Origin of the sequence: Marinomonas sp. MED121, assembly GCF_000153025.1 — a bacterium.
GTDB lineage: Bacteria > Pseudomonadota > Gammaproteobacteria > Pseudomonadales > Marinomonadaceae > Marinomonas.
This window is the reverse complement of record NZ_CH672431.1, coordinates 311,459-338,439: the sequence shown is the minus strand read 5'-3', so window position 1 is coordinate 338,439 and position 26,981 is coordinate 311,459. Positions and strand designations below refer to the sequence as shown.

25 protein-coding genes are annotated in these 26,981 nt (G+C 42.5%); 14 read left to right on the top strand and 11 right to left on the bottom strand.

Translation table 11 applies throughout. The features are described from left to right. Positions 1-18 precede the first annotated feature (18 nt). Entirely contained in the window at positions 19-1,419 is a 1,401-nt protein-coding gene (locus MED121_RS13100; RefSeq protein WP_009834190.1) for an MFS transporter, read from the top strand. An 84-nt stretch (positions 1,420-1,503) separates the two neighbouring features. On the opposite strand, the gene MED121_RS13095 is transcribed toward MED121_RS13100, so the two are convergent. The 6 genes from MED121_RS13095 to MED121_RS13070 form a co-directional block, all read right to left on the bottom strand. Further along, positions 1,504-2,604, bottom strand: coding sequence for an LPP20 family lipoprotein (locus tag MED121_RS13095; RefSeq protein ID WP_009834189.1), 1,101 nt, complete (start codon positions 2,602-2,604; stop codon positions 1,504-1,506). A 1-nt stretch (position 2,605) separates the two neighbouring features. Continuing rightward, a complete protein-coding gene (locus tag MED121_RS13090) occupies positions 2,606-3,205 on the bottom strand; it encodes a penicillin-binding protein activator LpoB (protein ID WP_009834188.1) in 600 nt (199 codons plus the stop codon). A 62-nt stretch (positions 3,206-3,267) separates the two neighbouring features. Continuing rightward, positions 3,268-4,959 (bottom strand): hypothetical protein, encoded by a 1,692-nt coding sequence (locus MED121_RS13085; RefSeq protein WP_009834187.1) that lies wholly within the window; start codon positions 4,957-4,959, stop codon positions 3,268-3,270. 207 nt (positions 4,960-5,166) lie between these two features. Then, entirely contained in the window at positions 5,167-5,625 is a 459-nt protein-coding gene (gene secB, locus MED121_RS13080; RefSeq protein ID WP_009834186.1) for a protein-export chaperone SecB, read from the bottom strand. Positions 5,626-5,679: 54 nt separating this feature from the next. Beyond that, positions 5,680-5,934 carry a glutaredoxin 3 gene (gene grxC / locus MED121_RS13075; RefSeq protein ID WP_009834185.1) on the bottom strand — a complete coding sequence of 85 codons (255 nt, stop codon included), beginning with the start codon at positions 5,932-5,934 and terminating at the stop codon, positions 5,680-5,682. Positions 5,935-5,944: 10 nt separating this feature from the next. Then, positions 5,945-6,361, bottom strand: a complete 417-nt coding sequence (locus MED121_RS13070) for a rhodanese-like domain-containing protein (protein ID WP_036180462.1) — start codon at positions 6,359-6,361, stop codon at positions 5,945-5,947. Positions 6,362-6,489: 128 nt separating this feature from the next. Here MED121_RS13070 and MED121_RS13065 point away from each other — a divergent pair, with 128 nt between their 5' ends. After that, the gene (locus MED121_RS13065; RefSeq protein ID WP_009834183.1) at positions 6,490-7,170 is read left to right on the top strand and encodes a hypothetical protein; all 681 of its coding nucleotides are present in this window, start codon (positions 6,490-6,492) and stop codon (positions 7,168-7,170) included. Between the two features lie 80 nt (positions 7,171-7,250). Here MED121_RS13065 and MED121_RS13060 read toward each other — a convergent pair whose 3' ends face one another. Both MED121_RS13060 and MED121_RS13055 read right to left on the bottom strand, forming a co-directional pair. Then, the gene (locus MED121_RS13060) at positions 7,251-8,048 is read right to left on the bottom strand and encodes a DUF1338 domain-containing protein (protein WP_009834182.1); all 798 of its coding nucleotides are present in this window, start codon (positions 8,046-8,048) and stop codon (positions 7,251-7,253) included. Positions 8,049-8,191: 143 nt separating this feature from the next. Next, entirely contained in the window at positions 8,192-9,058 is an 867-nt protein-coding gene (locus MED121_RS13055; RefSeq protein ID WP_009834181.1) for a LysR family transcriptional regulator, read from the bottom strand. 193 nt (positions 9,059-9,251) lie between these two features. On the opposite strand from MED121_RS13055, the gene MED121_RS13050 reads away from it, so the two are divergent. The 12 genes from MED121_RS13050 (at position 9,252) to MED121_RS12995 (ending at position 24,119) form a co-directional block, all read left to right on the top strand. Continuing rightward, positions 9,252-10,799: an aldehyde dehydrogenase family protein gene (locus MED121_RS13050; RefSeq protein ID WP_009834180.1), complete on the top strand. Its 1,548-nt coding sequence runs from the start codon at positions 9,252-9,254 to the stop codon at positions 10,797-10,799. An 89-nt stretch (positions 10,800-10,888) separates the two neighbouring features. Then, positions 10,889-12,157, top strand: a complete 1,269-nt coding sequence (locus MED121_RS13045; RefSeq protein WP_009834179.1) for an FAD-binding oxidoreductase — start codon at positions 10,889-10,891, stop codon at positions 12,155-12,157. A 176-nt stretch (positions 12,158-12,333) separates the two neighbouring features. Continuing rightward, entirely contained in the window at positions 12,334-13,257 is a 924-nt protein-coding gene (locus MED121_RS13040) for a LysR substrate-binding domain-containing protein (protein ID WP_009834178.1), read from the top strand. Positions 13,258-13,360: 103 nt separating this feature from the next. Continuing rightward, positions 13,361-14,890: a 2,3-bisphosphoglycerate-independent phosphoglycerate mutase gene (gene gpmI / locus MED121_RS13035; RefSeq protein ID WP_009834177.1), complete on the top strand. Its 1,530-nt coding sequence runs from the start codon at positions 13,361-13,363 to the stop codon at positions 14,888-14,890. Positions 14,891-14,927: 37 nt separating this feature from the next. Continuing rightward, entirely contained in the window at positions 14,928-16,067 is a 1,140-nt protein-coding gene (locus MED121_RS13030; protein ID WP_009834176.1) for a peptidoglycan DD-metalloendopeptidase family protein, read from the top strand. 80 nt (positions 16,068-16,147) lie between these two features. Continuing rightward, positions 16,148-17,407, top strand: a complete 1,260-nt coding sequence (locus MED121_RS13025) for a S41 family peptidase (RefSeq protein WP_009834175.1) — start codon at positions 16,148-16,150, stop codon at positions 17,405-17,407. Positions 17,408-17,430: 23 nt separating this feature from the next. Further along, positions 17,431-18,732 carry a divergent polysaccharide deacetylase family protein gene (locus MED121_RS24630; protein WP_009834174.1) on the top strand — a complete coding sequence of 434 codons (1,302 nt, stop codon included), beginning with the start codon at positions 17,431-17,433 and terminating at the stop codon, positions 18,730-18,732. A gap of 389 nt (positions 18,733-19,121) precedes the next feature. Continuing rightward, positions 19,122-20,243 (top strand): branched-chain amino acid ABC transporter substrate-binding protein, encoded by a 1,122-nt coding sequence (locus tag MED121_RS13015; RefSeq protein WP_009834173.1) that lies wholly within the window; start codon positions 19,122-19,124, stop codon positions 20,241-20,243. Positions 20,244-20,344: 101 nt separating this feature from the next. Beyond that, positions 20,345-21,256 carry a branched-chain amino acid ABC transporter permease gene (locus MED121_RS13010; protein WP_009834172.1) on the top strand — a complete coding sequence of 304 codons (912 nt, stop codon included), beginning with the start codon at positions 20,345-20,347 and terminating at the stop codon, positions 21,254-21,256. Beyond that, a complete protein-coding gene (gene livM, locus MED121_RS13005; protein ID WP_009834171.1) occupies positions 21,257-22,528 on the top strand; it encodes a high-affinity branched-chain amino acid ABC transporter permease LivM in 1,272 nt (423 codons plus the stop codon). Further along, a complete protein-coding gene (locus MED121_RS13000; protein ID WP_009834170.1) occupies positions 22,525-23,409 on the top strand; it encodes an ATP-binding cassette domain-containing protein in 885 nt (294 codons plus the stop codon). The genes livM and MED121_RS13000 overlap by 4 nt, the downstream gene beginning before the upstream one ends. Continuing rightward, positions 23,406-24,119: an ABC transporter ATP-binding protein gene (locus MED121_RS12995; protein WP_009834169.1), complete on the top strand. Its 714-nt coding sequence runs from the start codon at positions 23,406-23,408 to the stop codon at positions 24,117-24,119. Before MED121_RS13000 ends, MED121_RS12995 begins: the two co-directional genes overlap by 4 nt. Before the next feature lie 101 nt (positions 24,120-24,220). Here the strand turns inward: MED121_RS12995 and MED121_RS12990 are convergent, their stop codons facing one another. The 3 genes from MED121_RS12990 to glnG form a co-directional block, all read right to left on the bottom strand. Beyond that, the gene (locus MED121_RS12990) at positions 24,221-24,778 is read right to left on the bottom strand and encodes a Sua5/YciO/YrdC/YwlC family protein (protein ID WP_009834168.1); all 558 of its coding nucleotides are present in this window, start codon (positions 24,776-24,778) and stop codon (positions 24,221-24,223) included. Between the two features lie 121 nt (positions 24,779-24,899). Next, positions 24,900-25,280, bottom strand: a complete 381-nt coding sequence (locus MED121_RS12985) for a DUF3461 family protein (RefSeq protein ID WP_009834167.1) — start codon at positions 25,278-25,280, stop codon at positions 24,900-24,902. Positions 25,281-25,541: 261 nt separating this feature from the next. Further along, positions 25,542-26,969, bottom strand: coding sequence for a nitrogen regulation protein NR(I) (gene glnG, locus MED121_RS12980; protein WP_009834166.1), 1,428 nt, complete (start codon positions 26,967-26,969; stop codon positions 25,542-25,544). Positions 26,970-26,981 lie beyond the last annotated feature (12 nt).

Genomic DNA, 26,981 nt, shown 5'->3' with positions numbered 1-26,981 from the left:
GTTTTATAAGGATGTGGCATGACTGCAGAAGAGTTGCAGCACTTTTATGATCAAAACGCTAAAGCGAGATGGTTGGCTCTACTCAGTGTGTGTTTGGCCATATTTGTTACCTCAATCAGCATGTCCGCAGCCAGCATCGCCATCCCTAGTATCGCTCGAGATTTAGATGCCAGCGCTCAGGCTGTGAGTTGGATTCCAACCAGCTTTTTATGGGGAAATATTGTGCTCTTATTGCCTGCTGGTCGCCTGGCCGACATTTTTGGGCGTAAGCGTTTATATCTTACTGGCGTTACTTTGTTTTCATTATTTTCACTTTGTGTCTTCTGGGTTGAAAATATCAACGCTTTATTAACTATGAGGGTTTTTCAAGGGTTTGCAGTTGCTCTGATTACGGCAACCTCAATGGGCATTGTTGGTGCTGTGTTTGCAAATTCAAATCGTGGTGAAGCGCTCGGGCTAACATCCTCTTCGGTTTATCTTGGTTTAAGTTGCGGTCCCATTGTTGGCGGCTGGTTAACTCAAACATTCAGCTGGCATGCGGTTTTTTGGATGCCAGCACCTGTCATGCTAGTGTCTCTTTCATTAATTTTTATGTTTGTAAAAGGAGAATGGCGAGCTCAGAAAAAAGAGCCCCTAGATAAGTTGGGAAGCCTTTTATTTGCAGCCTTTGTGAGTGCTTTCTTTGTCGGCATGTCTGATATCGAAAATAGCCTTAATTTATGGCTTTTAGGGTTAGGCCTTGCTTTGTTAGTGCTTTTCATAAAACAGCAAAATGCCGAAACCTTTCCTCTTATTAGGATTAGTGCATTAAGGGCTAATAAAACCGTTAGTCGTTCGATTTTGGCGAGCTTTTTGATGTACAGTGCCAACTTTCCCATTGTGTTTTTAATGAGTCTCTATTTGCAATTCATTCATGCATTAACGCCATTGGAGGCAGGTCAGTTTGTACTGATTCAAACCTTTATTATGATGCTGTTATCGCCTGTTGCAGGGCGCTTGTCAGATAAGTATGAACCTCGTTATTTAGCGACTGCCGGCTGCCTGAGCTTTGCCACAGGGTTAGCCATATTGTTTTGGGTAAATATGGATACACCTTTAACCTATGTGTTTATTGGGTTGGTTTTTTTGGGCATGGGCTTTGGTTTATTTTCCTCACCTAACAATAACGCAATTCTTAGCTCAGCTTCCCAGGAGCGGCTGAGTATTGCATCTGCTTTGGTTGGTCTATCACGTAATATGGGGAATATGTTTAGTACCGCGATCGTGATGATGCTGATGTCGATAACGTTAGGGAGCCAGAGTATAGGTGCTGATAATTTGGATCAGCTACTTTGGGTCATTAAAGTAACCTTTGTGCTCACACTAATGAGTGCTTTAAGCGCGAGCTACTTTTCTTTCACCCGAGGGAAAATACATTAACTCTTGCTATTTATTCTTTCTCAAATAACAAATAAGCCCCTTAGAAAGGGGCTTATTTATGGCTGTTGATTAACGGGCATTCAATTATTGAACACTTCGAAGATTACCTTGAGTTAAAAAGGTAAAAACCTCTTCAGCTAAAGCATTCGCCGCTTTCTTATACGCTGTTTGCTTAGCAATTTCGGGGGTCGCAGAAATACCACGCCCTGTTAAGCTCCAGCTAGCAAGCATGTTAGAGTTGGTTCTGTCGACTTCATCAAGTGAGGCGTTCAAGTTAACGAATTGGTAAGTTCGACCCTCTTTAACCTGCTTGTTGCTACTGATATGAAGGTTGATACGAAGTGGGCTGTTAGTTTTACTAGAAGGGGTTAGCCCCTTATTCGTTAACTCACTCCTTAATACCTTAACTAACGCTTGGCTACCAGCAGATTGGCTGCTTACTTGAATAGACAATTGTGTCAGTAGCGTCGAGAGTTGTCGTTCTAATTCTTTGATTTTATCGCTTTTGCTGGAAGCTAGATTAGCACTGGTACTGTATAGCTGCAGTAGATCTAACTTTTGAGTACGCTCTGATAAAAGGGGTAAAGCAGGTAAGACAGATTGCCATTGATCGACAAGGTCTCCTTGCTTGTTTGACTTAGTGGCAATCTCTTCTAACTGGCTATCAAGGTCACTGATTTCACGACGTAAGCGCGAGGTGATTTTTGCGCGGTCTAATCGTTGTAGGACATAGACATATTTATCCGTAGCAACATTTTCTACTGTCTCACTTTGTTCTAACACCAAGGATTCAGTGTCCATACGTGTTGTAGAAGAGAATGACTTTAACACTTGCTCTGACTGGGATGTACTTTGGCTCACCTGAGTGCTTTGAACGTTGCTTTGCGATACGGTTACTCGCAATTGATTGGCCATGTCTGCATTGGCTTGCTGACGAGCCCCTTTAATATCGGCCACCAGATCGTCGGTTTTAATCACGCTGCCCACACCATACAAATAGCGTGTATCGCTAGGTGGTGATAGCACCCAGCTTGGAGTGGTATTTTTAGGCGCACTATTCACCGGGCTAGAAGCCGCTTTACTACTGGTTTGCTCAGCGGGCTGGGTATCGCCCGATTTCAGCAAGAGTTCGGTACAGCCCCCAAGCGCTAGGCTAGTGGCTAATATTAAAGATCGAATCAACATATTAGAAGAAGCTCTTATCTGCTAGTTTTTTCAGTTTCTTCTGACCGTTCCAGACTTCTCTATTTGTGGTCATATCGATTAGCTTAAGGTCAACCTGATAGAAGGTCACACGCTTATCGCCGTCGGAATCAACAATAGAGTTAATGGTCCCTGATAAGGCAAAACCAGCCCCTTGTTCTTCACCAAATTGGGCAGCGGTTCCTTCTGCTGAGTTAAGTTCTTGGTCTTCCCTTTCTGTGCGAATATCTTCACGTTCGCTACCAGAAACAACAAAATCCACCTTACCTGCACGTAATAAAGAACGCTTAATATCATTGATAAAGGTATCTACAGGAATGTGTTCATGGCTCTTGTTACGAATGCTTTGGACGATAACGGTTGGGTTGCCAGAGTTGTTAAAGCTAAAGTCTCTAAACCATGGGAAAGACAGCATGTCAGTCATCATTTCTTCTGCAACTAGACTAGAGTCTTTATCGTTCCAGCGGTCTGATAATGCAATCTCTTCATCCACATCTACACGCTTAACACTGGTTGATCCACATGCCATTAACATCATGCTAAAGATACCAACCACAAGGGTTTTCCAAGTAAAACTCGTCATTATTTTGCTTCCTTTATTAGCAATGTCTAAATCTAAATTCGTTTATCAGGTTATATCAAATGTTAGTTAGGGTTACGAATATTCCAGACTTTAATTTGATTATTGTTTAATTCTAACTCTGCCAAGGTAAATTCTTTTCCTTGAGCATTATAGGTAAAAGATTGCTTTCCAGCATCAAGTGGTCGCCTTGTCATACGAATTTGAGCAGGTAACGTTGACCAATTACGTGTTTCTGAAGAGGCCGTTGCCAATACGGCAATCTTACCGACTAGGCCCAATAACAGGCTAGCCGTTTGATCTTGAACTTCACTACTGACTTTATAGGCCAAATAGTTACGTAAAAGTTCCCTCAATAGTGTTTCGTAAATATCACGACTTGATTGGCTTAACTGGCCTTGAATTGTAATGTCAGCTAAAGAGGTCATTCGAATGGCGTGACTACTGTTGCCGTTAACTGAGTTTGCGCTGGTTTTAAGACGCGTTTTTGCATTATTTAACACAAAGGGATCATAGTATGGGACAGCCACTCTGACAGGGGCTTCATTTAACATTTGATCTATGCCGATGGAAGACAGAGAACGCCAACCTGCATTGCCTAAAATAATGCGCTTAGTGAAAATGCCTGCGAAGCTGCTCCAAGCGCCGCCAGCTTGGTAATTTGCGAATAGGTTTAATAAACCTTGATCAGCATAAACCATGCTAAACCAACGTGAGGCATTGTTCGCATCTTGATGTGACCCAGTGTAAAAAGGCTCTAATACTAATGAATAGCTATTGGGGGCAGCATAAAGCAGGAGGTTGAGCTCTTTGCGCTCAGGTACAAACCCTTGTTCTTCTAATACGACAATTTCAGCCCCCTTGTTGTCATATTCTGCAAACAAATCTTGGTAAGTCTTATTCAGCTTCTCTTTCACTAGTACAGGGTATTCACTGCGCCAGCCACCTGCTTTTTTCATCATACGTATGGTATCAAGCCAAGCCCTTTGTCCAGCATCTTTGGGGAGGTTGTACTGCTTGGTATAACCGGCATCATAAAGCTTTGCTGCTGCTTGATAAGCAATACGAGCATCATCGTATTCGCCACTAAGCTCATATTGAAGACCTTCCATATAACGGGCAAAAGCATCATCACGATAGGCAAAGTCTTCACTATGAATACCACTGGTATAAAAGCCGGATAGCCAATTGACTGCTTTCGTCAAAAATGCCTTGTTATCACCCTTGATATCTTCATAGCTGGGTGTCAGTGCGGCAATTTCGTTCAGCTTAAGGTCAATGCGTCTAGCTTCAACTAAGGCGGCATCTAGCAGTCTTTGTTTTTCTTGGCGGCTAGTGGCTTGGTCTGCTAAAGATAAGTAATTAATGGATTTAAAAAAGTTAATATAAACCCGCTCAAAACCTGTCGGTTGAAAGTCGCCTTGCATGGGGTTGGCGAGCAAGGACCAAGAGCGGCTGCTGATACTTTCTTCTAAAAAAGTATCACTTAGTTCCTCTGCTTGTTCTAACAGCTGGTTGCTACGTTCAAAGTCACCTTGGTATTGAGCTAGCGCTCCCGTTTCTAATAACTTAAGTAGGTGATTTTGCGAACTATCAAGCGTCTCTGTTATTGACTCCTCAGCGGCTTGCCATTGACCTTGTTGAGCGAGTTCACGGCTATCGCTGATGTCTTGATTGTAGGTAGCACAACCAGACAATAATAAAACTGATAGAAGGGCTAGGTAGGCGCTTCTAAAATCCTTTTTGCATATATTCATGGGCAAACAACACAAGTATTAGGGCAATACAGGCGCAATAAAGTACCATCCAACGTATTTTCATACATCGAGCGCAAGGTTTTTTCTTACGGATACTTTTTGTTTTCGCCATGTTCTTCCCTGAGTGATTAGAAAAAATAGCAGCAGATCTTTGTTATAACACAAAAAAAAGGGCAATTAAGCCCTTCTTTTTATTAACGCATTATTTTATTGCGCTGTTTCTTCTGCTTGCTGCTTTTTCAGGCTATCCATATAAAGCGCATCAAAATTCACAGGTGCTAGCATCAAGGCAGGGAAGCTACCTTTAACACAAAGTGCGTCGATGTTTTCACGAGCATAAGGGAAAACAGTACCAGGGCAGAATGCACCAAGTGCGTGGTGCAGTTGCTGATCATCAAGACCTGCAATGGCAAATAGGCCACCTTGTTGAACTTGTACTAGGAAAGCGTTTTCACCATTGTTCTTAACATTAACGGTAACTTCTAATACTACTTCGTACAGGTTCTCACCAACTTGGCGACTTTTAGTATTTAGCTCTAGACCAACTTCTGGTTTCCATTCCTCTTGAAAAACCATAGGTGAACGTGGAGATTCAAACGAGATGTCTTTTAAAAAGATACGTTGTAATGCAAGTTGTGGTGCAACTGCTTCTGTATTTTCAGCCATTGTATTTCCTTAGTCTTATGTATTTTTTAGTATTTATAGTCTTGTTTTAATCCATTACTGAGACAGTAATGCATCTAACTTACCACTACGTTCCAAGGCAAATAATTCATCACAACCGCCGACATGATGCTCTTGGATCCAGATTTGAGGAACCGATGTTCGGCCACTCTTTTCTGTCATTTCTCGGCGTAAAGCAGACTGACCATCAACGTTAATTTCGTTGAACTCAACTTGCTTCATGGTTAACAATTGCTTAGCTCTAATGCAAAAAGGGCAATAGTCACTTGAGTAAATAGTTACTTGAGACATACGCACCTCTCTAGCTGGTTACTAATGGCAAATTAGCGCCTTGCCATTCAGCAATACCGCCTTGCATTTTATAAACAGTGTAACCTTCTTTTTGCAGCTCTTTAGCGCTAGCGCCAGAAGTCATACCTGTTTTACACACTAAGATGATGGGGTTTGATTTGTGATTCTCAAGTGTCGCCATCTGATCTTTTATTTTGGTCGCAGGAATATTCAGCGCATTGGTTATATGGCCTGTTTTAAACTCTGCAGCAGGACGAATATCAAGAACGAGAGCTGACTCGTTATTCATCATAGCGGTCGCTTCAGCAGTTGAAACGCTACTTGCGCCGCCTTTTTTCTCAACCCAAACCACTAAGGCTATTAAAACAATAAATAGGGAAACCATTTCCCAGTGGTTGGTGCCAAATTCAATTAGTTGGTTCATCATACGTATAAGACCCATTAGACCTATCAAAAAACTGCAGGCATTATACACGGCAAACGCAAGGCGTACATGGCTGAAAGAGGAATCTCAGCAAGACTTGATAGGACAAAAAGCAGAAAAGGCGTAAGGATATGACGTTTAGATTAATAAAAGCAGGGTTAAGCCTGCTCTTGATAGGCTTGCTTAGTGCGTGCGCAAATAACCCCAGCCAGCCCGCTAGCCAGAATCAGCCTACTTATTCTGAGGTTGATGAACTCAAGTTAAAGCGTTCGCAATTACAGTTCGAATTTGCACGTTTAACTGAGCTCTGGTGGCAAAGAGCAGGGCAGCTAGTCGAAACCAGCTCAACCTTGCCTTTGTGGTCCAATGATCCAGAAACCATAATTGAGATTAATCGTGTTTTAGTCGTAAAAATTAATCAGTTGAAGCAATACATAGCTGAACTTGATGAAAAAGTCATGGCGAGGAAAAAAGGGGAATTGGCAGGAGGGAAGCTGACCCTGACGTTAAAATATGGGGGTTATAAAGCAACAAACCAAGATAAAGCCTTGGCGGTTGCAAAGACGAGCATCAAGTTAGTTCAGGGGGAAACTCAGTTATGGGCCATGTTTACCAAAACAGGGCAGGCACTGCCGCAAATGTGGGTGACCTTAAGTGATAATAATGACTTATTTATTGATGGACAATTGATCGCTCAGTTAGAAAAAAGCAAAGAGCTGCCTAGCTTTATCACTAGTGTGACCCTGTATGGCAATCAAATATATGCGGCCGGCAAATTAGATATGATGCTAGCGCCTGAATTTGCTGAATAGGATGCAAAGAAAAGAGCGAATAAGTTAGCTTATTCGCTCTTTTTATATCTATTGGCTTGCTGAAGTCTCAGCTCATAAGATTATTGATTGGTTGAATCAAAGATCTTATCGGCATTCCCTTCAATGAAACTATCAAAGATTTCACCGTTCTCCATTTTATGGCGAAGGGCAAACTCGTAGAAACAAGATGGGATTTCAACTTTTTTGGCAGTAGAGAATTCAAACTTAATCTTGTCCGCCATGGTTGATGATTGTTCTAGGAAGAGTGCTGGGGTGCCTTTAATTAGACCGCCAACTTCGTTCAGAGTGTAACCTTCATCCAGTAATAATTGGTTAACGCTTTCAATCGTATCAAAGTTTTTCAAGTGATTAATGCTGACGGTAAAGTGGTTCGCTTTAAGCCCCATGGTTGATAACCAAGCCGCATACTCACTTTCTGCTGCCAGTACTTGGTACTCTTCAAAGCTAGGCTTACTCCATAAACGGCCTTGCCAAAAAATACTGGGTGATTGCACAACCTGATCAGGAATTTGGCTGACCAGTTTATTGATAACTTCTTGCGCAACTTCAGAAAGCTCATGAGAAAGTAGCTCGCTGACAAAGATTTTAGGTTGAGTTGGGTCGCTATGTTTAAAGCACTTTGCGAACAGGTGCTTCTTCTCGAACTTAAAGGCACCGTAGGCTTGATAGCCGATTTGCTCTAGCATAGGGGTTAGCTTATCTAGGCTAATAGGTGAGTTTGCAAAAGTACGAAATGCCACATGATCATTCAGTACTTTTTCACCCTTAGCTTCAAATAATTCTTGAATGCGTTTGGCTTGAGGGGTGACTGCAATATAGCTGTGCCATAGGGAGTTGAAAAAATCTTGAACTAACATCTTAATATCCTGTTTCAGTTGAACTGCATTTAACTTGTTTTAACTGTAGCGAATTTCTAGCCTAGATAACAAAGGCTTAATTATCATCTTCTCATGCAAAAAAGTTGGGCATGATTTATATCATAATCTTTAAACTGCTTTCCTTAGTTATCAAGTTGCTGTTTCTTAAGTTCTTTTTGTAAATCTTCTTTACTGTTTAATATGCTCTGCAATAGCCGACTTGGTAGGCTTTGTGATTTGTGATGGGCTAAACCAACCAGACGTTTAAAGTTGGCATCATGTAATGGACGTAAACAGATATCCGTTCTTTGGCGTGCTGAGTGTTCTGGGATAAGTGAGATGCCTAATCCTGCAGCCACTAAATCTAAAGCATATTCCTCTGTTTTAACCTGAGCTCTAACATCCACCTGAATACCTTGTTTATGAATCAGGTAGTGCCAAGATTCAATAATGTCGCAGGGGGTTCTACTAATAAAAGGTAAGCCATCGATTTGCTTAAGGCTGATACTCGCTTGCTGTGCCAAAGGGTGATGCGGTGCCATGGCAAGTACATAGTTATCTTCCCAAAGAGGGTGAAATATGTCGTTTGTTGTCAGATAGCGTTGGCAAGTAAACCTTAAGTCCGCTTGCTCTGATTCATCCACAAGACTGAGCTGTAAATTGGGAACTTGTTCTAACATGGATTTGATAACTTGACTCACTAGAGAGCCTGATAAAAAAGGCATTAGTGAAACAGAGAGATCAAGATTCGTTTGCTGGGCGGTAAATAAGTTGGGTAAGGCTTGTAGATCATTAATCATTTTGCAGGCATGCGGATACAGATCTTTTGCATTATCTGTCGCGGTGACTCCTTTCGAGTGACGAGTGAAAAGAGTGACTTTTAATGACGCTTCTAATTGGGCTATTGCTGCTGAAATAGAAGGTTGAGCAACAAAGCAACGTTTAGCAGCACCGCTTAAGCTTTGCTCTTCATATACTGCTTGGAAATATCTCAGGCTGCGAATGTCCATAATGGGTTACTCTCGTTTTGTTCTTATAGTTTTGAACTCTATTAAATTGACAAAATTAGGCAAATTTTAAATAAGTATGCTTTTGGCTATAGGAAAAAACTAGAGCACAACAAGAAAAAGTGTATTTCCCCTTTTTTTATAGCGGCAGTAATCTTGATGGAAATCGTTTAAATCTTTTCTATTTGAGGTGTTTATGTCAACGCTAACCTGTCTTGAAACTATTGGTATTAATCGCCTTCGTCAGGGGGATCATTTTTTCAGTGTGTTAACGGGTAACCATGAAGTGCTAGGTCAAGGGGATAGATTTAGTGCATCTAGCCCTATTAATGGGGAGCCACTGTCTTCTTTTAAAAATGCGAGCCTAGACCAGCTTGAATCTATTAATGAAGAAATGCGCCAAGCGTTTAAAACTTTCCGCACTATGCCGGCTCCTGTGCGTGGTGAATTAGTGCGTCGTATTGGTGATGAAGCGCGTAAATATAAAACTGAACTTGCACAGGTTATTTCATTAGAAGCGGGTAAAATTATGCCTGAAGCTTTAGGTGAGGTGCAGGAATGGATAGATGTCTGTGACTTCGCTGTGGGCCAATCAAGAATGTTGCACGGTTTAAGCATTGTGAGTGAACGCCCTGGCCATAGGATGATGGAGCAATGGCACCCACTTGGCCCTGTTGCTGTGATTACTGCATTTAATTTCCCCATGGCGGTGTGGGCTTGGAATGCCATGTTAGGCCTAGTGTGTGGTAATCCTATTTTATTAAAGCCTTCTGAAAAAGCGCCACTCTGCGCGTTAGCCATGTATAGCATTGCACAAAAAGTATTGGCTGATATGCCAGAGATTCCAAAAGCCGTTTGCAGTGTAGTAATTGGTGATCGTCAAGTGGGTGAAGCAATGGCTGCATCATCAACTTATCCACTTGTTTCTGCGACAGGTTCAACTGCTATGGGGCGTCAAGTCGCGCAAACGGTCGCGGCTCGATTAGGTCGTTCTTTGTTAGAGCTTGGTGGCAACAATGCCATGATAGTGTCCAAAACGGCGGATCTTGATTTAGCCTTAAGGGCGATCGTCTTTTCTGCAGCCGGTACCGCTGGTCAACGTTGTACAACTCTAAGGCGTCTGATTACTCATTCTTCAGTGGTTGATGATTTAGTCGCACGTCTAGTGAAATCTTATGCCTCCTTGCCTATCGGTGATCCATTGGTAGAAGGTTCGTTAGTGGGGCCATTGGTTGATGAGCAAAGTTTCAATAGGATGCAATCTGCTTTAGAACAAGCCAAAGTCCAAGGGGGAGAGGTGGTCTTTGGTGGTCAGCGTGTAACCGCTAATGTGCCTGCTGGCGGCTTTTATGTTCAGCCTGCAATCGTTCGCATTGCCCATGATGCAGCAATTGTTCAGCAAGAAACCTTCGCACCCATTCTCTATGTATTGAGCTTTGATGAGTTTGAAGAAGCCATTGAGATTCAAAACAATGTGCCTCAAGGTCTGTCTTCGGCGGTATTTACTGAAAGCATGCGTGAAGCTGAGGTCTTTATGTCTCCAGCGGGTTCTGACTGTGGTATTGCTAACGTCAATATTGGTACCTCAGGTGCTGAGATTGGCGGTGCATTTGGGGGTGAAAAAGAAACCGGCGGCGGTCGTGAAAGTGGCTCTGATGCCTGGAGAAATTATATGCGTCGTACCACAAATACTGTGAATTATGGTGGTGACTTACCATTGGCTCAAGGCATTGTTTTTGAGTAATTAATGCCTTGAAACCTTAGTTAACCGGTTAAGAGTGAAGGCTTTTTGCTAAGTCCTCACTCTTAATTTCTAGATTGCAGGAGCCCCAAATGCCAGATACTAATCTCTCCCTATGGAAGGCAAGCGCTGAAGATAAACTTAATTTCCCCTTACTAAAAGGGTCGATGAAAGCGGATGTTGCTATTGTTGGTGCTGGCTATTCTGGTTTGTCCTGCGCCCTAGAGTTGGCTAAAAAAGGGCTGAAAGTCGTTGTTCTTGAAGCCAATACGGTTGGTTATGGTGGCTCAGGGCGCAATGTTGGTCTTGTTAATGCGGGATTATGGATGCCGCCTGATGAGGTTGAAAAAACCATAGGGAAAGAGGCCGCTGATGTTTTGTATCATGCCTTAGCTAAAGCGCCTGATTTGGTCTTCTCCCTGATTAAGGAAAATCAGATCAAGTGTGAAGCGACACGAAAAGGCACTTTACATGCTGCCGTTGGAAAAAGTGGCTTACGACAGTTAGAAAGTCGCTACTTACAACTCAATAGCCGTTCTGCTCCTGTCGAGCTGCTTGATCAGAAAGCTGCGCAATCACGTATTGGCTCCGATTGTTTCTCAGCGGCTTTGTTTGACCCAAGAGCAGGTACGATTCAGCCACTTTCTTATGTGCTGGGTTTGGCAAAAGCAGCTATGGGTTTCTCGGCTCAAATTTTTGAGCACACAAAGGTGTTAAGTATTAAGGGTGAAGCAAATGGCTATCACTTGATGTGTTCTTCTGGGGCAAAGGTTGTTGCTGATAAAGTGGTATTGGCAACCAATGCATATTCTGAGCACATCTTTCCCGAACTTAAAGCTTCATTTGTACCGATTCAATATAGTCAGTTTGCCAGTCAGCCTTTAGCGGATGATGTGCTTGCTCAAATTTTGCCTGGTAAAGAGGGCTTGTGGGATACCTGTACAGTGATGAGTTCATTGAGGTTGGATCAAGCGGGGCGTTTAATCTTTGGAGGAATGGGCGGTGCGGGGTTGAATACCCGTTTATTGCAATGGGCAGATAAACGCATTCATAAACTATTTAAACACCTACCTAAGTTAGATTGGCAATATGCTTGGAGTGGTCAAATTGCATTTAGCCAAGACCATTTGCCCCACTGTCATCAGTTAGATGCGGGAGTGTATAGCTTAATTGGTTACAGTGGGAGAGGTATAGGGCCAGCCACGACTATGGGTAAAGAACTCGCGCTGCATTTGCTTGATGAAAAGCATGTCATGCCTTTGGCGCTGACAAAATTGAGTCCGGTTTCAATGCGAGAGATGAAACGTTCCTTCTATGAAGTGGGGGCCCATGTCTATCATGTGGGGCAGGTTTTGACATGATCTTGATAGGTTTGAATCGGCTTTAAATATTGTTATCACAGTATTTTTAGATTTTTGGGCTATTTCGGGGCGTTTTTTCGAAGAAATGGCGAATTTCCTCAGTTTTTTGTGTTGTCTTAGATCAAACTCGGTTACAGTTTCTACCTTCTTAATGTAACAAGTTGTGGCAAATTTAAATGCGCCGATACCTACCTTCGTCTACCGCCCTCAAATGTTTTGAAGCGTCTGTCCGTCACCTAAGTTTTACCCGTGCTGCACAAGAACTGCATTTGACTCAAAGTGCGGTGAGTCGACAAATTAGAAACCTTGAAGAATTCCTTTCGAGAGATCTTTTTATTCGCCTCAATAAACGTTTGGTTTTGACGGGTACGGGTGCCGCTTATTACAAAGAAGTGGTGCCTTTGTTAGACAGCATGGAAAGCGCTTGTTTAAAAATGTTACACCGGGAAGACGAAAAGATATCCTTAAATCTAGCGTCGTTACCGACTTTAGCCTCCTATTGGTTAGTCCCCAAGTTAGCTGATTTTCAGCGCCTTCATCCTCAATTTAATATTAAGGTGAATGCGATGGATGTGACGGATAATCTTGACCCCAAAAAAGTAGATGTGATTCTGCATTATGGGGGTGATCATTGGCCTAAAGGCGTCTCTCATCACTTAATGAATGAACATGTTATTCCTGTTTGTTCCCCTTCTCTTCTAGCTGAAAAGGGTCTCACTCTTGATACTGCAAAGCGCAGTGACATTAGTTTGTTTCCTTTAATGCACCTTACATCCAGAAGTAATGCTTGGTCTGAATGGATGGCGCAGCAAGAGCTAGCTGCAAGCCATTTAACTGGGCCTGGCTTTGAGCATTTTCATATGCTGTTAGAGGCGGCTAAATCTGGTATGGGCGTTGCGATTATGCCGACCATGATAGTCAAAGATGCACTTGCCTCAGGTGTATTGGTTGCCCCGTTTGGCGATGCTTGCATGACGCCACATGAGTATTTCTTATCTTATCCTGCGAATAAAGCCGATTTAGAGCAGGTAGTGACATTTCGTGACTGGCTCTTAGGGCAACTAGAAATGCCTTCGACTGTTACTGCTGCTGTTAGTTAAACCAACAAAATTTAGCTTATGTCACTGAGATCTTGTAACAAAATTACAAGCCTGTGTTAGTATCGAAAGACAACGATTATTTAACTTAACGGGTATCGGTACAATGGCGAAAAAGACAACCGCACTTTTTATTTTGGATGGCTGGGGTTATAGCGAAACATCTAAGTCAAATGCAATTGCAGCGGCAAATACGCCTAATTGGGATAAATTATGGCAAACAAGACCCCATAGCCTGATTCAAACATCTGGCATGGCAGTGGGATTACCAGAAGGTCAAATGGGTAATTCTGAAGTTGGGCACATGAACTTAGGTGCTGGTCGTACTGTTTATCAAAACTTTACCCGTATTGGCAAAGCCATTGAAGATGGCAGCTTTTTTGATAATGAAGCCCTTGTTAATGCGGTAGATACTGCGGTTAAAGCAGATAAAGCGGTTCATATTTTAGGCCTTCTATCTGCGGGTGGTGTTCATAGTCATCATGAGCAAATTATGGCCATGAGTGAAATGGCAGTAAAACGTGGTGCTAAGAAAGTTTATATTCATGGTTTTACTGATGGACGTGATACGCCACCGCGTTCAGCTCAGGCACCTATTGCTGATCTTGAAGCGAAATTAGCGGCATTGGGGACGGGGCGTATTGCGACTCTGACTGGTCGTTACTTTGCGATGGATAGGGATAACCGTTGGGAACGTGTTGAAACAGCTTACGATGCCATAGCGCTAGGGCAAGCTGAGTGTCATGCAGCAACGGCCGAGCAAGCAATTTTAGCTGCTTATGATAGAGATCAGAATGACGAATTCGTACCTGCGACAGTTATTGGTGATGCGGTGACACTTGAAGAAGGCGATGCGATTGTTTTTGCTAACTTCCGTCCTGACCGTGCTCGTCAATTAACCCGTGCTTTTACGGATGCTGATTTTAGTGGTTTTACACGTAAAGCAACGCCAAAATTAGGGGCTTTTGTCACCTTTACTGAATATGCTTCTGATATAAAAGCAAGCGTCGCCTTCCCGCCTGTTGCCTTGAGTAATACCTTGGGTGAAGTACTCGCCAAGTTGGGTAAGACTCAGCTGCGTATTGCTGAAACAGAAAAGTATGCTCACGTTACCTTTTTCTTCAATGGTGGTGAAGAAGCGTTATTTGAAGGTGAAGAGCGTGAACTTATTCCTTCTCCTGATGTTGCTACTTATGATCTAAAACCAGAAATGAGTGCACCAGAAGTAACGGATAAACTGGTGGAAGTTATTTCTGCTGGCACTTATGACACTATTATTTGTAACTTTGCTAATGGTGATATGGTAGGACACAGTGGTGTGTTTGATGCGGCAGTGAAAGCGGTAGAGGCAGTAGATGCTTGTATTGGTCGAGTGTTGGCTGCCTTAGAATTAAACGCTGGTTCATGCTTAATTACCGCAGACCATGGTAATGTTGAGCAAATGCTAAGTGATGACGGTACTCAACCATTAACTTCTCATACTATTGAGCCTGTGCCTTTAGTGCTTGTGTCTCCAGATAGCAGTTTATCAGTGAAAAGTGGTGCATTAAGTGATATTGCTCCCACTATCTTAGAGATAATGGGGATTGAAGTACCGACTGAAATGACAGGACGTAGTCTACTAATACATTCTTAGTAGACATAAATTTGATTCGAAAAGTGGTAATGACTTTATGGGAAAAATTTTATCAATCTTGTTGATTGGTATTTGTTCCTTTTTTTCACTTCAAGCAAGTGCCGCAGAGCCTAAATCTGCGGCTGAAGCTGAGCAACAGATTAAAGCACTGCAAGAAGAGCTTAAATCCCTTGGTGAGTGGCTAAAAGAAGCACAATCAGAAAAATCACAAGTTGAAGGGCAGTTAGAAGAGAAAGAAAAGTCGATAAATGAGCTTCTGAAACAAATTGAAACCATTCAAGACAATATTAAACAGAGTGATGGCCAGCTCAAGGAGCTGGCCGTTAAGCAGCAAACGCTGAAAATAAGTATTCAGCAACAGAATCAACAAATAGCCGCCCAAATAAGGGCGGTTTATCGTTCTGGCGAGCAAGAAGGCATGAAATTTTTGCTCGATGGACGAACCCCTGAAGAGATAATGCGAATGGTGAGATACAACCGATATTTCTCCCAAGCGCGCCAATCTTTAATAAATGGCTATGGAATACAGGTAAATGAACTAAGCTTAATTGAAAAGAGCATGCGCTCTCATAGGGCACAGCAAGCGCGTGAACAAGCGCGTTTAGTTGAAGAGCGCACTGTATTAGCTAAGCAGCAAAAAGAGCGCCAGCAGATTCTGGTGAAACTTCAAAAAGATATTCAATCAGGGGGGAGCAAGGCAAAGACATTAAAACGCAACCAGCAACAGCTTGAAGCCCTATTGCTGAAATTAGAAGAAGCCTTGGCTGAAATGCCTGTGATTGATGAAAATGTTGCGTTTAGTTCGTTAAAGGGCAAGTTAAATAAACCTTTAGGTAGATTAAATGTTCTCAGGGAGTCGGGACAAGTGAACTTAGGTGGTGTCACCTTGTCTGCAAAAGAAGGCACTAAAGTTAATGCGGTTTATCATGGAAGAGTGATTTTTTCAGATTGGCTCAGAGGATTTGGGCTAGTGCTTATTTTGGATCACGGTGAAGGTTATATGTCTTTATATGGCTATAACCAAAGCTTGCTCAAAGAAGTCGGTGAATGGGTAAATACGAATGACCCAATCGCGACGGTTGGGAGTTCAGGTGGTCGTACTGTACCGGGGCTATTTTTCTCTATTCGTCATAACGGTACCCCCGTTAGCCCGCTTAAGTGGGTCAATCAAGGCTAGGCGTGCTGGTCAGCATAATGAAGGCGTTCAGCAGAAATAGCAGCCCAGTGCTCTAAGCACGCATAGTCAGAGGTTCAAATATGAAATGGTTTAAAGAATTTAGTTTAGGGCTTTTATTGGTAATGTTTTTTAGCCCGGCTTTACAAGCCGAAGAGCAGCAGGTACCGCTGGCCGAAATTCAATCCTTTGTTGAATCGTTTGAAACTATTAGTCAAGGTTATGTAGATGAACTGACAGATCAGCAAATTTTAAGCAAAGCTTTAAAAGGCATGGTTGCCGCTCTAGACCCTCACTCTGAATACTTAACACGTGAAGAAATTTCTAAATTTCGGGAAATGACTTCAGGTAAATATGCCGGTGTTGGTATTGAAGTTGAAATGATAGATGGTCAATTAGTGATTGTTTCTCCTATCGATGGTTCTCCAGCGGCGAGCGCCGGTCTCATGCCAGGAGATACTGTCTTACGTATTGATGATACCTTGATTAATGATATGGGCTTGCAAGAAGTGATTGTGCTTATGCGAGGCGAAGTCGGGACCAATATACATCTGACTATTGAAAGAGAAGGTGATCTGAAAGATTTTGATATTTTACGTGGCCTAGTACAGAGTGCGAGTGTCACTAATAAATGGTTAGAAAATGATGTGGGCTATGTGCGTATTAGTCAGTTTCAAGGCAGCACAGGAGCTGAGTTTCAAAAAGCACTGGAAACTATGAAAGCTGAGCATCCACTTGAGGGCTTGGTGTTAGACCTTAGAAATAACCCTGGCGGAGTGTTGCAAGGTGCGGTATCCGTTGTTGATGCATTTTTAAGTGACGGCATTATTGTCTATACAGATGGACGTCATAAAATGTCAAAAGCACAATTTAATGCAACTAAAACTAAATATTTAGATGCGGTTCCAACGGTTGTGTTGGTGAATTCAGGCTCGGCTTCAGCTTCTGAAATTGTTGCTGGGGCCCTACAAGATCATAAACGCGCCGTTATTATGGGAACGGAAACCTTTGGTAAAGGAACAGTGCAAACCGTAGTGCCATTAACGGATGGTTCCGCCATTAAGTTGACCACCGCCTTATATTACACTCCAAAAGGGCGCTCTATTCAGGCACAAGGTATCGTACCTGATTTGGAAGTACCACAAGCGAATCTGGTTTTACAAGACCCTGGCTTTATCGTCAAAGAAGCTGATTTAAGTGGGCATATTGCAAATGGCCTCGGCAATAAGGATATAAATGGCCTAGATATGGAAAATAACTTCGATGATATCGCAAAAAATGACTTTCAACTGTTTCAGGCCTTGTCTGTACTGAAAGCCTTCCCTAAACTTGTGCCTCAATAAAAACCTGTTCTAGTTGAGACATTATGTTTGATCCATTTCTGCGAGCTGTTAAAGGCTCGCAGCTCCTATTTATATGTGCTGCTTTTTCTTTATCCACTCCAATTTTCGCCGCTGAATCTAGCCCAGAGCTTGAGGTAGATTCGCTTATACAAGATAAGAGCGAACTTGACTCTGCTGCGGCGAAGAGTCTTGATTCTCTTGATATGACAACTGAGCCGCAACTCGAACAACAAGTTGATGAAGAAGTTCAAGCAGACGAAAAACAAGTCGCAGAGCAGGCTGAAGAGGAAAACGCTGGTCCAGAATTGGTCGTGGACTCTGAAGTTAATCTGCCGTTAGATGAAGCCGATGTAGAGACATCTGATTTGATAAAGGTTCAAACAGCGGAAGGGGCTAAAACGTCAGAGGTTAATGATGAGCTAAAGTTAGGGCCTTTATTAACAGCTCCTCAAGTAAAGACGTCTAATGATAGCTCGCTATCAGGCTTTCCTGCTTTAAATATGCCTTCAGAGCAAGAGGCAATGTCATTAGACTTGCTTTGGCAAAAAACCTTCCCAACGAATGAGAAGTCAACTCAAGACGTATTGATCGATACACCAAAAACGCCAATAGTCGTTGATGAAGCGGTTAATGAAATAGCAGCACAGGAACTCGTTGAAAATGATGATAGACCCAGTATTACTATCATTATTGATGATCTAGGCTACAACCGTCGTGGTATGGAAGAATCTTTAGACTTACCGGTTGAAGTTGCTTTAGCTATTTTGCCCCATACTCCTTTCTCTAAAAAGACGGCACGCGCCGCGACGGAGCAAGCACGCACAATTTTGCTGCATGTACCCATGGAAAATGAAAGGGAACTTAAATTAGGTCCAGGTGGACTTTATAAAAAAATGGATGAGGCAGAACTTAAGAAAACCTTGCAAGAAGGCATTGAGAGCGTGCCAGGTATCACAGGTATTAATAACCATATGGGAAGCCTGTTAACACAAGATGTTGAGAGCATGCAGTGGGTAATGGAAGTCATTCAGCCGTTGGAACTTTTTTTCGTCGATAGCCTGACTAGCCCCAATAGTGTGGCGTTATCTAAGGCTTTGAGCTTTGATTTGACCACAACACGTCGTGATGTGTTCTTAGATAATATTCAGGAAGAGAAAGCCATAGATAAACAATTCAAACGCTTACTAGCCATAGCGAGAAAGCGTGGAAAAGCGTTAGCAATTGGCCATCCTTATCCAGCGACTATGAATTATTTAGCAAAACATTTGAGCCAATTAGAGGATGAAGGTGTTCAGCTGATTTCACTTGCTGACTATATCGAATGATAAATGACTTGGTGAAAAAGTGTTCAAGGTCACAGACTTAATTTTTTTAAAATATTTTTGTGTTTTTTAGAAAAGCACTATTTCCCTATATGACACTGTATATCGTATAAAATCTGCTAAAAGTAATGGAAAAGCCTGTGTTTTTGCTATTTCACAGGTTATTTCTTTTGAATTTTTCTCTTCTGATAAAATATTATTTGGTTATTTATAACTCAATTGTATTGACCTTCCCGCCGAAGAACGATTAATGTTTAGTGCATATTAAGTTGCTAAACAGAGCTAGTCTGGCACTTTATATGTTCCATTTGTTCACACTTTTGAGCTAATGAATGGAACGCTTCTTGCTTTAATATAATAATCATAAACTGGAATGAGTAGGAGCTTGACTAATGTCAAATGCTATTGTGAAAAAATCTTTACTTTCTATCGCAATCGCTGGTGCCATGGGTGCATCAGTTCTAGCACAAGCGGATGTTGTAATTGGTGTAGCAGGTCCTCATACAGGTGCCTATGCTGCATTTGGTGAACAATTATGGCGCGGTGCTGAACAAGCCGCTAAAGACATTAATGCCGCTGGTGGTATTAATGGTGAAATGATCAAACTGGTAAAAGCTGATGATGCTTGTGAACCAAAACAAGCCGTTTCTGTTGCTAACCGTTTAGTTGACTCTGATGATGCTGTTGGCGTCGTTGGTCACTTCTGTTCTTCCTCCACTATGCCTGCTTCAGAGATCTATGAAGAAGCCGGTGTTCTTATGGTTACGCCTGCCTCCACAAATCCACGTGTAACTGACCGTGGTTTGTCTAATGTTTTCCGTGTTTGTGGTCGTGATGATCAACAGGGTGACGTTGCTGGTGCTTACATTATTAGTGAATTGAACGCAAAACGTGTTGCTATCATTCACGACAAAGATACCTATGGTAAAGGTCTGGCTGACGCAACTAAATCTGCGTTGAACAACTATGGTGTGACCGAAGTACTTTACGAAGGTTTAACACGTGGTGAGAAAGACTTTAATGCCTTGGTTACTAAGATTCGCTCTGTTGATGCCGAAGTGGTTTACTTTGGTGGACTTCACTCAGAAGCTGGCCCGCTAGTACGACAGCTACGTGAGCAGGGCTCTAAAGCTATCTTCATTTCGGGTGATGGTATTGTTTCTAACGAGTTTGCCTCAGTAGCAGGTTCTCCTGAATACATTGATGGTGTCTTGATGACCTTTGGTGCTGATCCACAATCTTACCCAGCCGGTAAAAAAGTGGTGCAAGTCTTTAAAGACAGTGGGTATGAGCCAGAAGGGTATACTCTTTACTCCTATGCTGCCATGCAAGTGGTTGTTGAAGCCCTTAAGAATAATGACCTTGATCCAATCAAGGGCGCTGATTGGCTGAAATCTAACAGTGTCTCGACTGTCATGGGCGTCAAAGACTTCGATTCTAAAGGCGACCTAAAAGTGTCCGATTACGTTATGTATGAATGGGACAATACGGGTAACTATGCTCAAGTAAACTAACTTCCTGTTAGTTTGAATTGGCATGATGCATGAAAATCACAGCTGGCTAATGCTGGCTGTGATTCCTCTCTACGTTTTTAAAATCCCCACGAGGTCTTACGATGGATATCGTTCTCCAGCAGTTGGTTAACGGTCTTACCCTTGGGTCTGTATATGGACTCATAGCTATCGGGTATACCATGGTATACGGCATTATCGGTATGATTAACTTCGCCCATGGCGATGTATACATGGTGTCCGCATACATTACTGCGATTGTTGTCGCATTATTATCTTTCTTCGGAATTGAATCCTTTCCGATTATCATTATCGGTACTTTATTTATCACCATTGCCGTTACTGGCGCTTATGGTTGGGCTATAGAGCAAATTGCCTACCGTCCTCTTCGTAATTCTGGTCGTTTATCTGCTTTGATTTCTGCGATCGGTATGTCCCTCATATTGCAAAATTATGTACAAATTAGCCAAGGCGCACGTCAACAGGGTATTCCTACCATGTTAACTGGTGCCGTAAGATTTGATGTTGGCGATGGTTTTGTACAAATCACCTATATGAAACTAGTGATCTTGTTAGTGGCCTTCTTGGGTATGGGGACACTGACTTATATTATTCAAAGAACCAAGTTAGGTCGTATGTGTCGAGCGACACAGCAAGATAGAAAAATGGCGTCTATTTTAGGGATCAATACGGATAGAGTTATCTCTATCGTCTTCGTGATTGGTGCCTCTATGGCAGCGCTTGCTGGTGTTTTGATTACGCTAGACTATGGTGCGTTCGATTTCTATGTTGGTTTCATTATAGGTATTAAAGCTTTCACGGCAGCTGTATTAGGTGGGATCGGCTCTCTGCCTGGTGCCATGTTAGGAGGAATTATTCTGGGTGTTTCTGAGTCCTTATTTGCAGGTCTCATTAGCTCTGATTATAAAGACGTATTCTCCTTCTCCTTGCTTGTGATTATTTTGATTTTCCGTCCAAGTGGTCTTTTAGGTAAACCTGAGGTGGAGAAAGTTTAGATGAACGCAACAATTGATTATAAAAAGAGCACCATAGATGCGGTCATCGCAGGTTTAATGGCATTAGTGCTATTTGGCCCTGTGGTCGGTGTTGTTCTGCAAGGCTATGGCTTTACTACTGAGTTTGATCGGGTTGCTTGGATGGTTGCTGTGGTGGCGATTGGTCGCTTTGCCATATCGAGCTTTCTGCAATCCAACAAGGGTAAAGAGATCCTCTTTAAACATAGCTCTGGTGATGATACTGGCGTTGTGGTGAAGTCGCCCGATTATAAATCTAATATGGTTTGGATCATTCCTGTTGTTATTTTAATTGGTTTGATGGTGCCATTCATCGCCTCTAAATATGTGCTAACCGTTATCATTTTAGGTCTTATTTATGTGCTGCTTGGTTTAGGGCTAAATATCGTTGTTGGCCTTGCAGGCTTGCTGGATTTAGGTTTTGTTGGCTTCTATGCCATAGGTGCTTATGGACTGGCTTTAGGCTATGAGTATTTAGGTTTAGGCTTTTGGTCTATGTTGCCTATTGCTGCTATCTTAGCCGCGATTGCCGGTGCGATCTTAGGCTTCCCCGTATTGCGGATGCATGGGGACTATCTCGCTATCGTAACCTTAGGCTTTGGTGAAATTATTCGCCTGATTCTCAATAACTGGTCTGCCGTGACTCATGGGCCAAATGGTGTCTCTGCGCCATTACCACAGCTGTTTGGATTGGAGTTTAAGCGGCGATCCAGGGACGGTACCCCATTTCATGAGTTCTTTAATTTAGATTACAACTCAGGTTTCAAGTACATGTTTGTGTATCTGATTCTCTTTATTGTTGTGCTACTGGTACTTCATGTTAAGCAACGCCTAGTGAAAATGCCGATTGGCCGTGCTTGGGAAGCTTTACGTGAAGATGAAATTGCCTGCCGTTCTTTGGGGTTAAATCACGTACTGGTGAAATTATCAGCCTTTATGATGGGGGCTTCTGTTGCTGGTATCGCTGGTGTTTTCTTTGCCACTTATCAAGGTTTTGTTAACCCGTCTTCCTTTACCTTTATGGAGTCCGCGTTAATTCTAGCGATTGTCGTCTTAGGGGGAATGGGGTCGACCTTAGGGGTTGTGATAGCCGCCTTCTTCTTAACTGTGGCGCCAGAGTTGTTACGAGAGTTTGCTGAATATCGAGTGCTTATGTTTGGTATCTTGATGGTAGTCATGATGATTTGGAAGCCAAGAGGGTTAGTACGAGTGACACGAACCGGCTTTGCAACACGTAAGGGGGTATTGAAATGAAACAAGAAAATATCCTTGAAGTAGAAAATTTGGTAATGCATTTTGGTGGTATTAAGGCATTAAATGATATTACCTTTGATATTAAACGTGGCTCAGTGTCTGCGCTTATTGGCCCAAATGGTGCCGGTAAAACGACGGTATTTAACTGCTTAACGGGCTTTTATAAAGCCACGGGTGGTCAGATTACCTTAGGTGCTAAGGGTAAAGAAACCAGTGTTATCAAAGTGTTAGGTGAGCCTTTCCAGTTGAGCGATTATTTTTCTCCTCTGGCATTTGCTAATCGTCTTAAATATAAGATGTTTGGTGGCTCTCATTTGGTGAACCGTGCCGGTCTTGCTCGTACTTTCCAAAATATTCGTTTGTTTAAAGAAATGTCTGTGGTGGAAAACCTGCTGGTTGCCCAGCATATGACGGTGAAGCGCAGCATAATGTCAGGCATTGCTAATACTGAGTCCTTTAAACAGGCAGAAGAAGTAGCTTTGCAAAAGGCTTTCTATTGGTTAGGTGTGGTAGATCTTGTTGCTCATGCAAACCGTTTGGCGGGTGAGCTCTCTTATGGGCAGCAGCGTCGTCTAGAAATTGCACGCTCCATGTGTACTAACCCTGAAATCATTTGTTTGGATGAGCCTGCTGCGGGTCTTAATCCCTCTGAAACGGATGCATTAACCAAGATGATTCGTATTTTGCGAGATGAGCACAATGTGACAGTGTTATTGATCGAGCATGATATGGGGATGGTAATGGATATCTCAGACTATATTGTGGTGTTAGATCATGGTCAGGTTATTGCTAAAGGTGGGCCAGATGATATTAAGAATAATCACAAGGTAATAGCGGCCTATTTAGGTGCTGAAGACGACGATGAAGAGGTAGGACTATGAGTGCATTAATGCAATTTAAAGATGTTGATGTCTATTATGGTCCAATACAAGCCTTAAAAAAGGTCTCTTTGGATGTAAATACGGGTGAAATTGTGACCTTAATTGGTTCCAATGGCGCTGGTAAATCTACCTTGCTCATGTCTATTTTTGGACAGCCTAGAGTGTCATCGGGCGAAATCATTTATCGTGGTGAGGATATTTCTCAGAAGTCGGCTCACTATGTGGCATCTAATGGCTTGGCTCAATCTCCAGAAGGTCGCCGTGTTTTCCCTGGCATGACAGTGGAAGAGAACCTGCTTATGGGCACGATTCCAATTGGAATGGAGCATGCCCAAGAAGACATGCAAAAGATGTTTGATATTTTTCCTCGTTTAAAGGAAAGGCGTAATCAAAGGGCGTCGACTATGTCGGGTGGTGAGCAGCAAATGCTAGCCATAGCGCGTGCTTTGATGAGTCGCCCTAAACTTCTATTACTGGATGAGCCGAGTTTGGGTCTTGCTCCAATTGTGGTAAAGCAAATCTTCCAAGTGTTAAAAGAAGTCGCGACTTCTGGTATGACTATCTTCTTGGTTGAACAAAATGCTAACCATGCCTTGAAGCTTGCCGACCGTGGCTATGTGATGGTTAATGGTGAAATTCGTATGACAGGAACAGGTGACGAGCTGCTGGTGAACCCAGATGTTCGTGATGCTTACCTTGGCGGACATTAAACCTAGCTAAAATAAAAAAGCCTCGTCTTGGATTCAAGGCGAGGCTTTTTTTATGAGCTGGACAAAGCATTTATCTGATCAAACAGCGATTTGATATGAAACTATTGCCTGATAACTTGATCATCCAATAAGCTTTTGATTTGAGATGGCTGCTTTGATTGCCCTAATGGCACATCAAAAATTGCATCTATATTATCTCTAAAGTAAGTCATTATCTGCTCTAAACTGAGGGCAGGATCTAACCCTGCAGGGTTTGCTGATGTAGAGACAATACAAGCGTCAAAAGCATGGCAAATGGCTTGTACGCCAGCATGTGTGCTTAATCTTAACGCAATACTTTGATGATCTCCTCTTACCCAAGCGGGTGCTATCCCTTGGTCCGGCACGATCCAGCTGGTCGGGCTATCATAAGTTGCAGTTAATTTAGCGCCTAATTCTGGGCTAAGCTGCTCTAGCCAAGGGCTAAGATGAGTCTTATCTCCTGCTGCTAAAATCATACCTTTATTCATAGGGCGCGATTTAATCTCTAATAACTTGATAACGGCCGTTTGATTTTGAGGGTCGCAACCTAAGCCCCATACCGCTTCGGTTGGGTAGGCGATAATGCCGCCACGTTTTAGTAGGTCTGCAATAATTAAAGGGTCTGAAGTGATGATCATGGTGCGATTTTATAAGTTGGTAAGCGATATAAGATGAGTAAATAGAAAGACGTAAGCCTCAGATATTTTCTGAGGCTATTATCTTTATCTTGCTGAAGATACTTTGGCTTAAGTGTGTAACTTAAGACATGGTTTCGATTTTTTCTTTGATCTCAGCAATTTTGCTTGTCATTACTTTTTCTAAATGTACAAGTTCTTCAACAAGTTCAGCTTTCGTGATCTTATCTTCTTTTTGCTTACCAACGATTTTTCCTAGTTCTTCCACTGCACGAAGAACCACAAGAGAAGGCTCTTGTACTTGGCGGTAAGTTTGTTGTCCACCATCAGCTAAGACAGTTTTTGTTGAACGACCGAATTTAAACTTTTTACTTTTTGGAAGTAACGAGCCTTTTTCACGACGATAATAAACCTTTAAAACGTCATAGCCGTTTTCATAACGAAGAGTGAACTTCTCGATGTCGTCAAAACTAGTTACGCCCATTGATTCCAAAGTTTGATACATATTGATTGTCCTATCAGCTTATTTGCTTTTATAAAATTAATACTCACTACCTATTTAATAGTAAGTTATGCGGCGTAAAAGCGGGTGTCTCGGATAGAGGCTTATTAGAACAGCTTTCGTAACCACATTAGTTCATTACTAAATTATTGTGGGTACGAAAGCAAGTTTTTAAAGGATAAAGGGCCGGAATTCGTCAAAACTCCATGAGAATTAAAAATTAAGCTGATTTAAGTCGATTTTTCCTGAAAAGGAGAAAACGATTTAATCATCTTGCTCTGCGCTATCTATCCCAAGCTCTTTGATTTTTCGGGTTAAAGTATTGCGTCCCCAACCTAAAAGAAGCGAAGCATCTCGACGTCGACCCGCCGTGTGAGTCAGTGCTGTTTCTATCATAATGCGTTCGAACTTAGGCACAGCTTCATCCAAAATGGCTTTTTGTCCTTTAGCTAATGCATCATCAACCCAAGTTTTCAAACCGTCTTCCCAGCTCGCATAATTATTTTCTGTTGGCGTACTGTCCAATAGCTCAGGTGGAAGGTCCTGTACTAAAACTTCACGACCCGATGCCATTACAATAAGCCAGCGACAAGTGTTTTCTAATTGGCGTACATTGCCAGGCCAGTCCATGCGGGCAAGGTAGTCTTCAGTCTCTTTTGTGAGTACTTTAGGTTCTACTGAGAGTTCTTCCGCTGCTCGCTTTAAAAAGTGGCGAGCAAGCTGTGGAATGTCTTCACGTCTTTCAGACAGCTTAGGTAAATGCACGCGAATCACATTGAGGCGATGAAATAAATCTTCACGGAATGAACCTTCGGTTACCAAGGACTCAAGGTTTTGGTGTGTCGCTGCGATAATACGAACATCGACTTTGACTGGGATATGACCACCTACACGATAAAATTCGCCATCCGCCAGTACGCGTAATAAACGGGTTTGTGTTTCTGCTGGCATATCGCCGATTTCATCTAAAAACAGGGTGCCGCCATTGGCTTGTTCAAAGCGGCCACGTCTTAAGGTATTGGCGCCGGTAAAAGCCCCTTTTTCATGACCAAACAACTCTGATTCAATTAGGTCATGGGGGATGGCTGCCATATTTAGCGCAATGAAAGGGCTGGCAGATCTTGGGCTGTGTTTATGTAATGCGTGAGCAACCAGTTCTTTACCTGTCCCCGACTCACCATTGATCAGTACTGTGATGTTTGAGTTGGCTAAGCGTCCAATCGCACGAAACACTTCCTGCATGGCAGGCGCTTCACCTATGATCTCTTTTTCTACCACATCAAGTTCGGGCACTTCTTCCTCTATGCTGGGCATAGATTTATGATGATGCAAGATCGCACGTTTGACGAGACTGACCGCTTCTTCCACATCAAAAGGTTTAGGTAAATACTCAAAAGCACCGCCTTGATAAGACGCCACAGCACTGTCTAGGTCAGAATGGGCTGTCATGATAATGACGGGAAGATAAGGGTTCTCTTCTTGTATCTTGGTTAGTAGGGTAAGGCCGTCCATACCCGGCATACGAATGTCACTAATAATAACACTGGGTTTTTCATGCTCTAGTAAGCTCATTAATGCTTCGGCATTGTCGAACAATTTAGCTTGAATACCTTCTTGCTCAAGTGTCTTTTCAAGTACCCAGCGAATCGATCTATCGTCGTCGACTATCCATACCGTATCTTGTTGTGACATTAAATTCTCTCC

What these genes read in the sequence shown, in the direction of transcription:
- MED121_RS13100 (WP_009834190.1), top strand. Translation starts at nt 19, where the DNA reads ATGACTGCAGAAGAGTTGCAGCACTTTTATGATCAAAACGCTAAAGCG.
- MED121_RS13095 (WP_009834189.1), bottom strand. Translation starts at nt 2,604, where the DNA reads ATGTTGATTCGATCTTTAATATTAGCCACTAGCCTAGCGCTTGGGGGC.
- MED121_RS13090 (WP_009834188.1), bottom strand. Translation starts at nt 3,205, where the DNA reads ATGACGAGTTTTACTTGGAAAACCCTTGTGGTTGGTATCTTTAGCATG.
- MED121_RS13085 (WP_009834187.1), bottom strand. Translation starts at nt 4,959, where the DNA reads ATGAATATATGCAAAAAGGATTTTAGAAGCGCCTACCTAGCCCTTCTA.
- secB (WP_009834186.1), bottom strand. Translation starts at nt 5,625, where the DNA reads ATGGCTGAAAATACAGAAGCAGTTGCACCACAACTTGCATTACAACGT.
- grxC (WP_009834185.1), bottom strand. Translation starts at nt 5,934, where the DNA reads ATGTCTCAAGTAACTATTTACTCAAGTGACTATTGCCCTTTTTGCATT.
- MED121_RS13070 (WP_036180462.1), bottom strand. Translation starts at nt 6,361, where the DNA reads ATGATGAACCAACTAATTGAATTTGGCACCAACCACTGGGAAATGGTT.
- MED121_RS13065 (WP_009834183.1), top strand. Translation starts at nt 6,490, where the DNA reads ATGACGTTTAGATTAATAAAAGCAGGGTTAAGCCTGCTCTTGATAGGC.
- MED121_RS13060 (WP_009834182.1), bottom strand. Translation starts at nt 8,048, where the DNA reads ATGTTAGTTCAAGATTTTTTCAACTCCCTATGGCACAGCTATATTGCA.
- MED121_RS13055 (WP_009834181.1), bottom strand. Translation starts at nt 9,058, where the DNA reads ATGGACATTCGCAGCCTGAGATATTTCCAAGCAGTATATGAAGAGCAA.
- MED121_RS13050 (WP_009834180.1), top strand. Translation starts at nt 9,252, where the DNA reads ATGTCAACGCTAACCTGTCTTGAAACTATTGGTATTAATCGCCTTCGT.
- MED121_RS13045 (WP_009834179.1), top strand. Translation starts at nt 10,889, where the DNA reads ATGCCAGATACTAATCTCTCCCTATGGAAGGCAAGCGCTGAAGATAAA.
- MED121_RS13040 (WP_009834178.1), top strand. Translation starts at nt 12,334, where the DNA reads ATGCGCCGATACCTACCTTCGTCTACCGCCCTCAAATGTTTTGAAGCG.
- gpmI (WP_009834177.1), top strand. Translation starts at nt 13,361, where the DNA reads ATGGCGAAAAAGACAACCGCACTTTTTATTTTGGATGGCTGGGGTTAT.
- MED121_RS13030 (WP_009834176.1), top strand. Translation starts at nt 14,928, where the DNA reads ATGGGAAAAATTTTATCAATCTTGTTGATTGGTATTTGTTCCTTTTTT.
- MED121_RS13025 (WP_009834175.1), top strand. Translation starts at nt 16,148, where the DNA reads ATGAAATGGTTTAAAGAATTTAGTTTAGGGCTTTTATTGGTAATGTTT.
- MED121_RS24630 (WP_009834174.1), top strand. Translation starts at nt 17,431, where the DNA reads ATGTTTGATCCATTTCTGCGAGCTGTTAAAGGCTCGCAGCTCCTATTT.
- MED121_RS13015 (WP_009834173.1), top strand. Translation starts at nt 19,122, where the DNA reads ATGTCAAATGCTATTGTGAAAAAATCTTTACTTTCTATCGCAATCGCT.
- MED121_RS13010 (WP_009834172.1), top strand. Translation starts at nt 20,345, where the DNA reads ATGGATATCGTTCTCCAGCAGTTGGTTAACGGTCTTACCCTTGGGTCT.
- livM (WP_009834171.1), top strand. Translation starts at nt 21,257, where the DNA reads ATGAACGCAACAATTGATTATAAAAAGAGCACCATAGATGCGGTCATC.
- MED121_RS13000 (WP_009834170.1), top strand. Translation starts at nt 22,525, where the DNA reads ATGAAACAAGAAAATATCCTTGAAGTAGAAAATTTGGTAATGCATTTT.
- MED121_RS12995 (WP_009834169.1), top strand. Translation starts at nt 23,406, where the DNA reads ATGAGTGCATTAATGCAATTTAAAGATGTTGATGTCTATTATGGTCCA.
- MED121_RS12990 (WP_009834168.1), bottom strand. Translation starts at nt 24,778, where the DNA reads ATGATCATCACTTCAGACCCTTTAATTATTGCAGACCTACTAAAACGT.
- MED121_RS12985 (WP_009834167.1), bottom strand. Translation starts at nt 25,280, where the DNA reads ATGTATCAAACTTTGGAATCAATGGGCGTAACTAGTTTTGACGACATC.
- glnG (WP_009834166.1), bottom strand. Translation starts at nt 26,969, where the DNA reads ATGTCACAACAAGATACGGTATGGATAGTCGACGACGATAGATCGATT.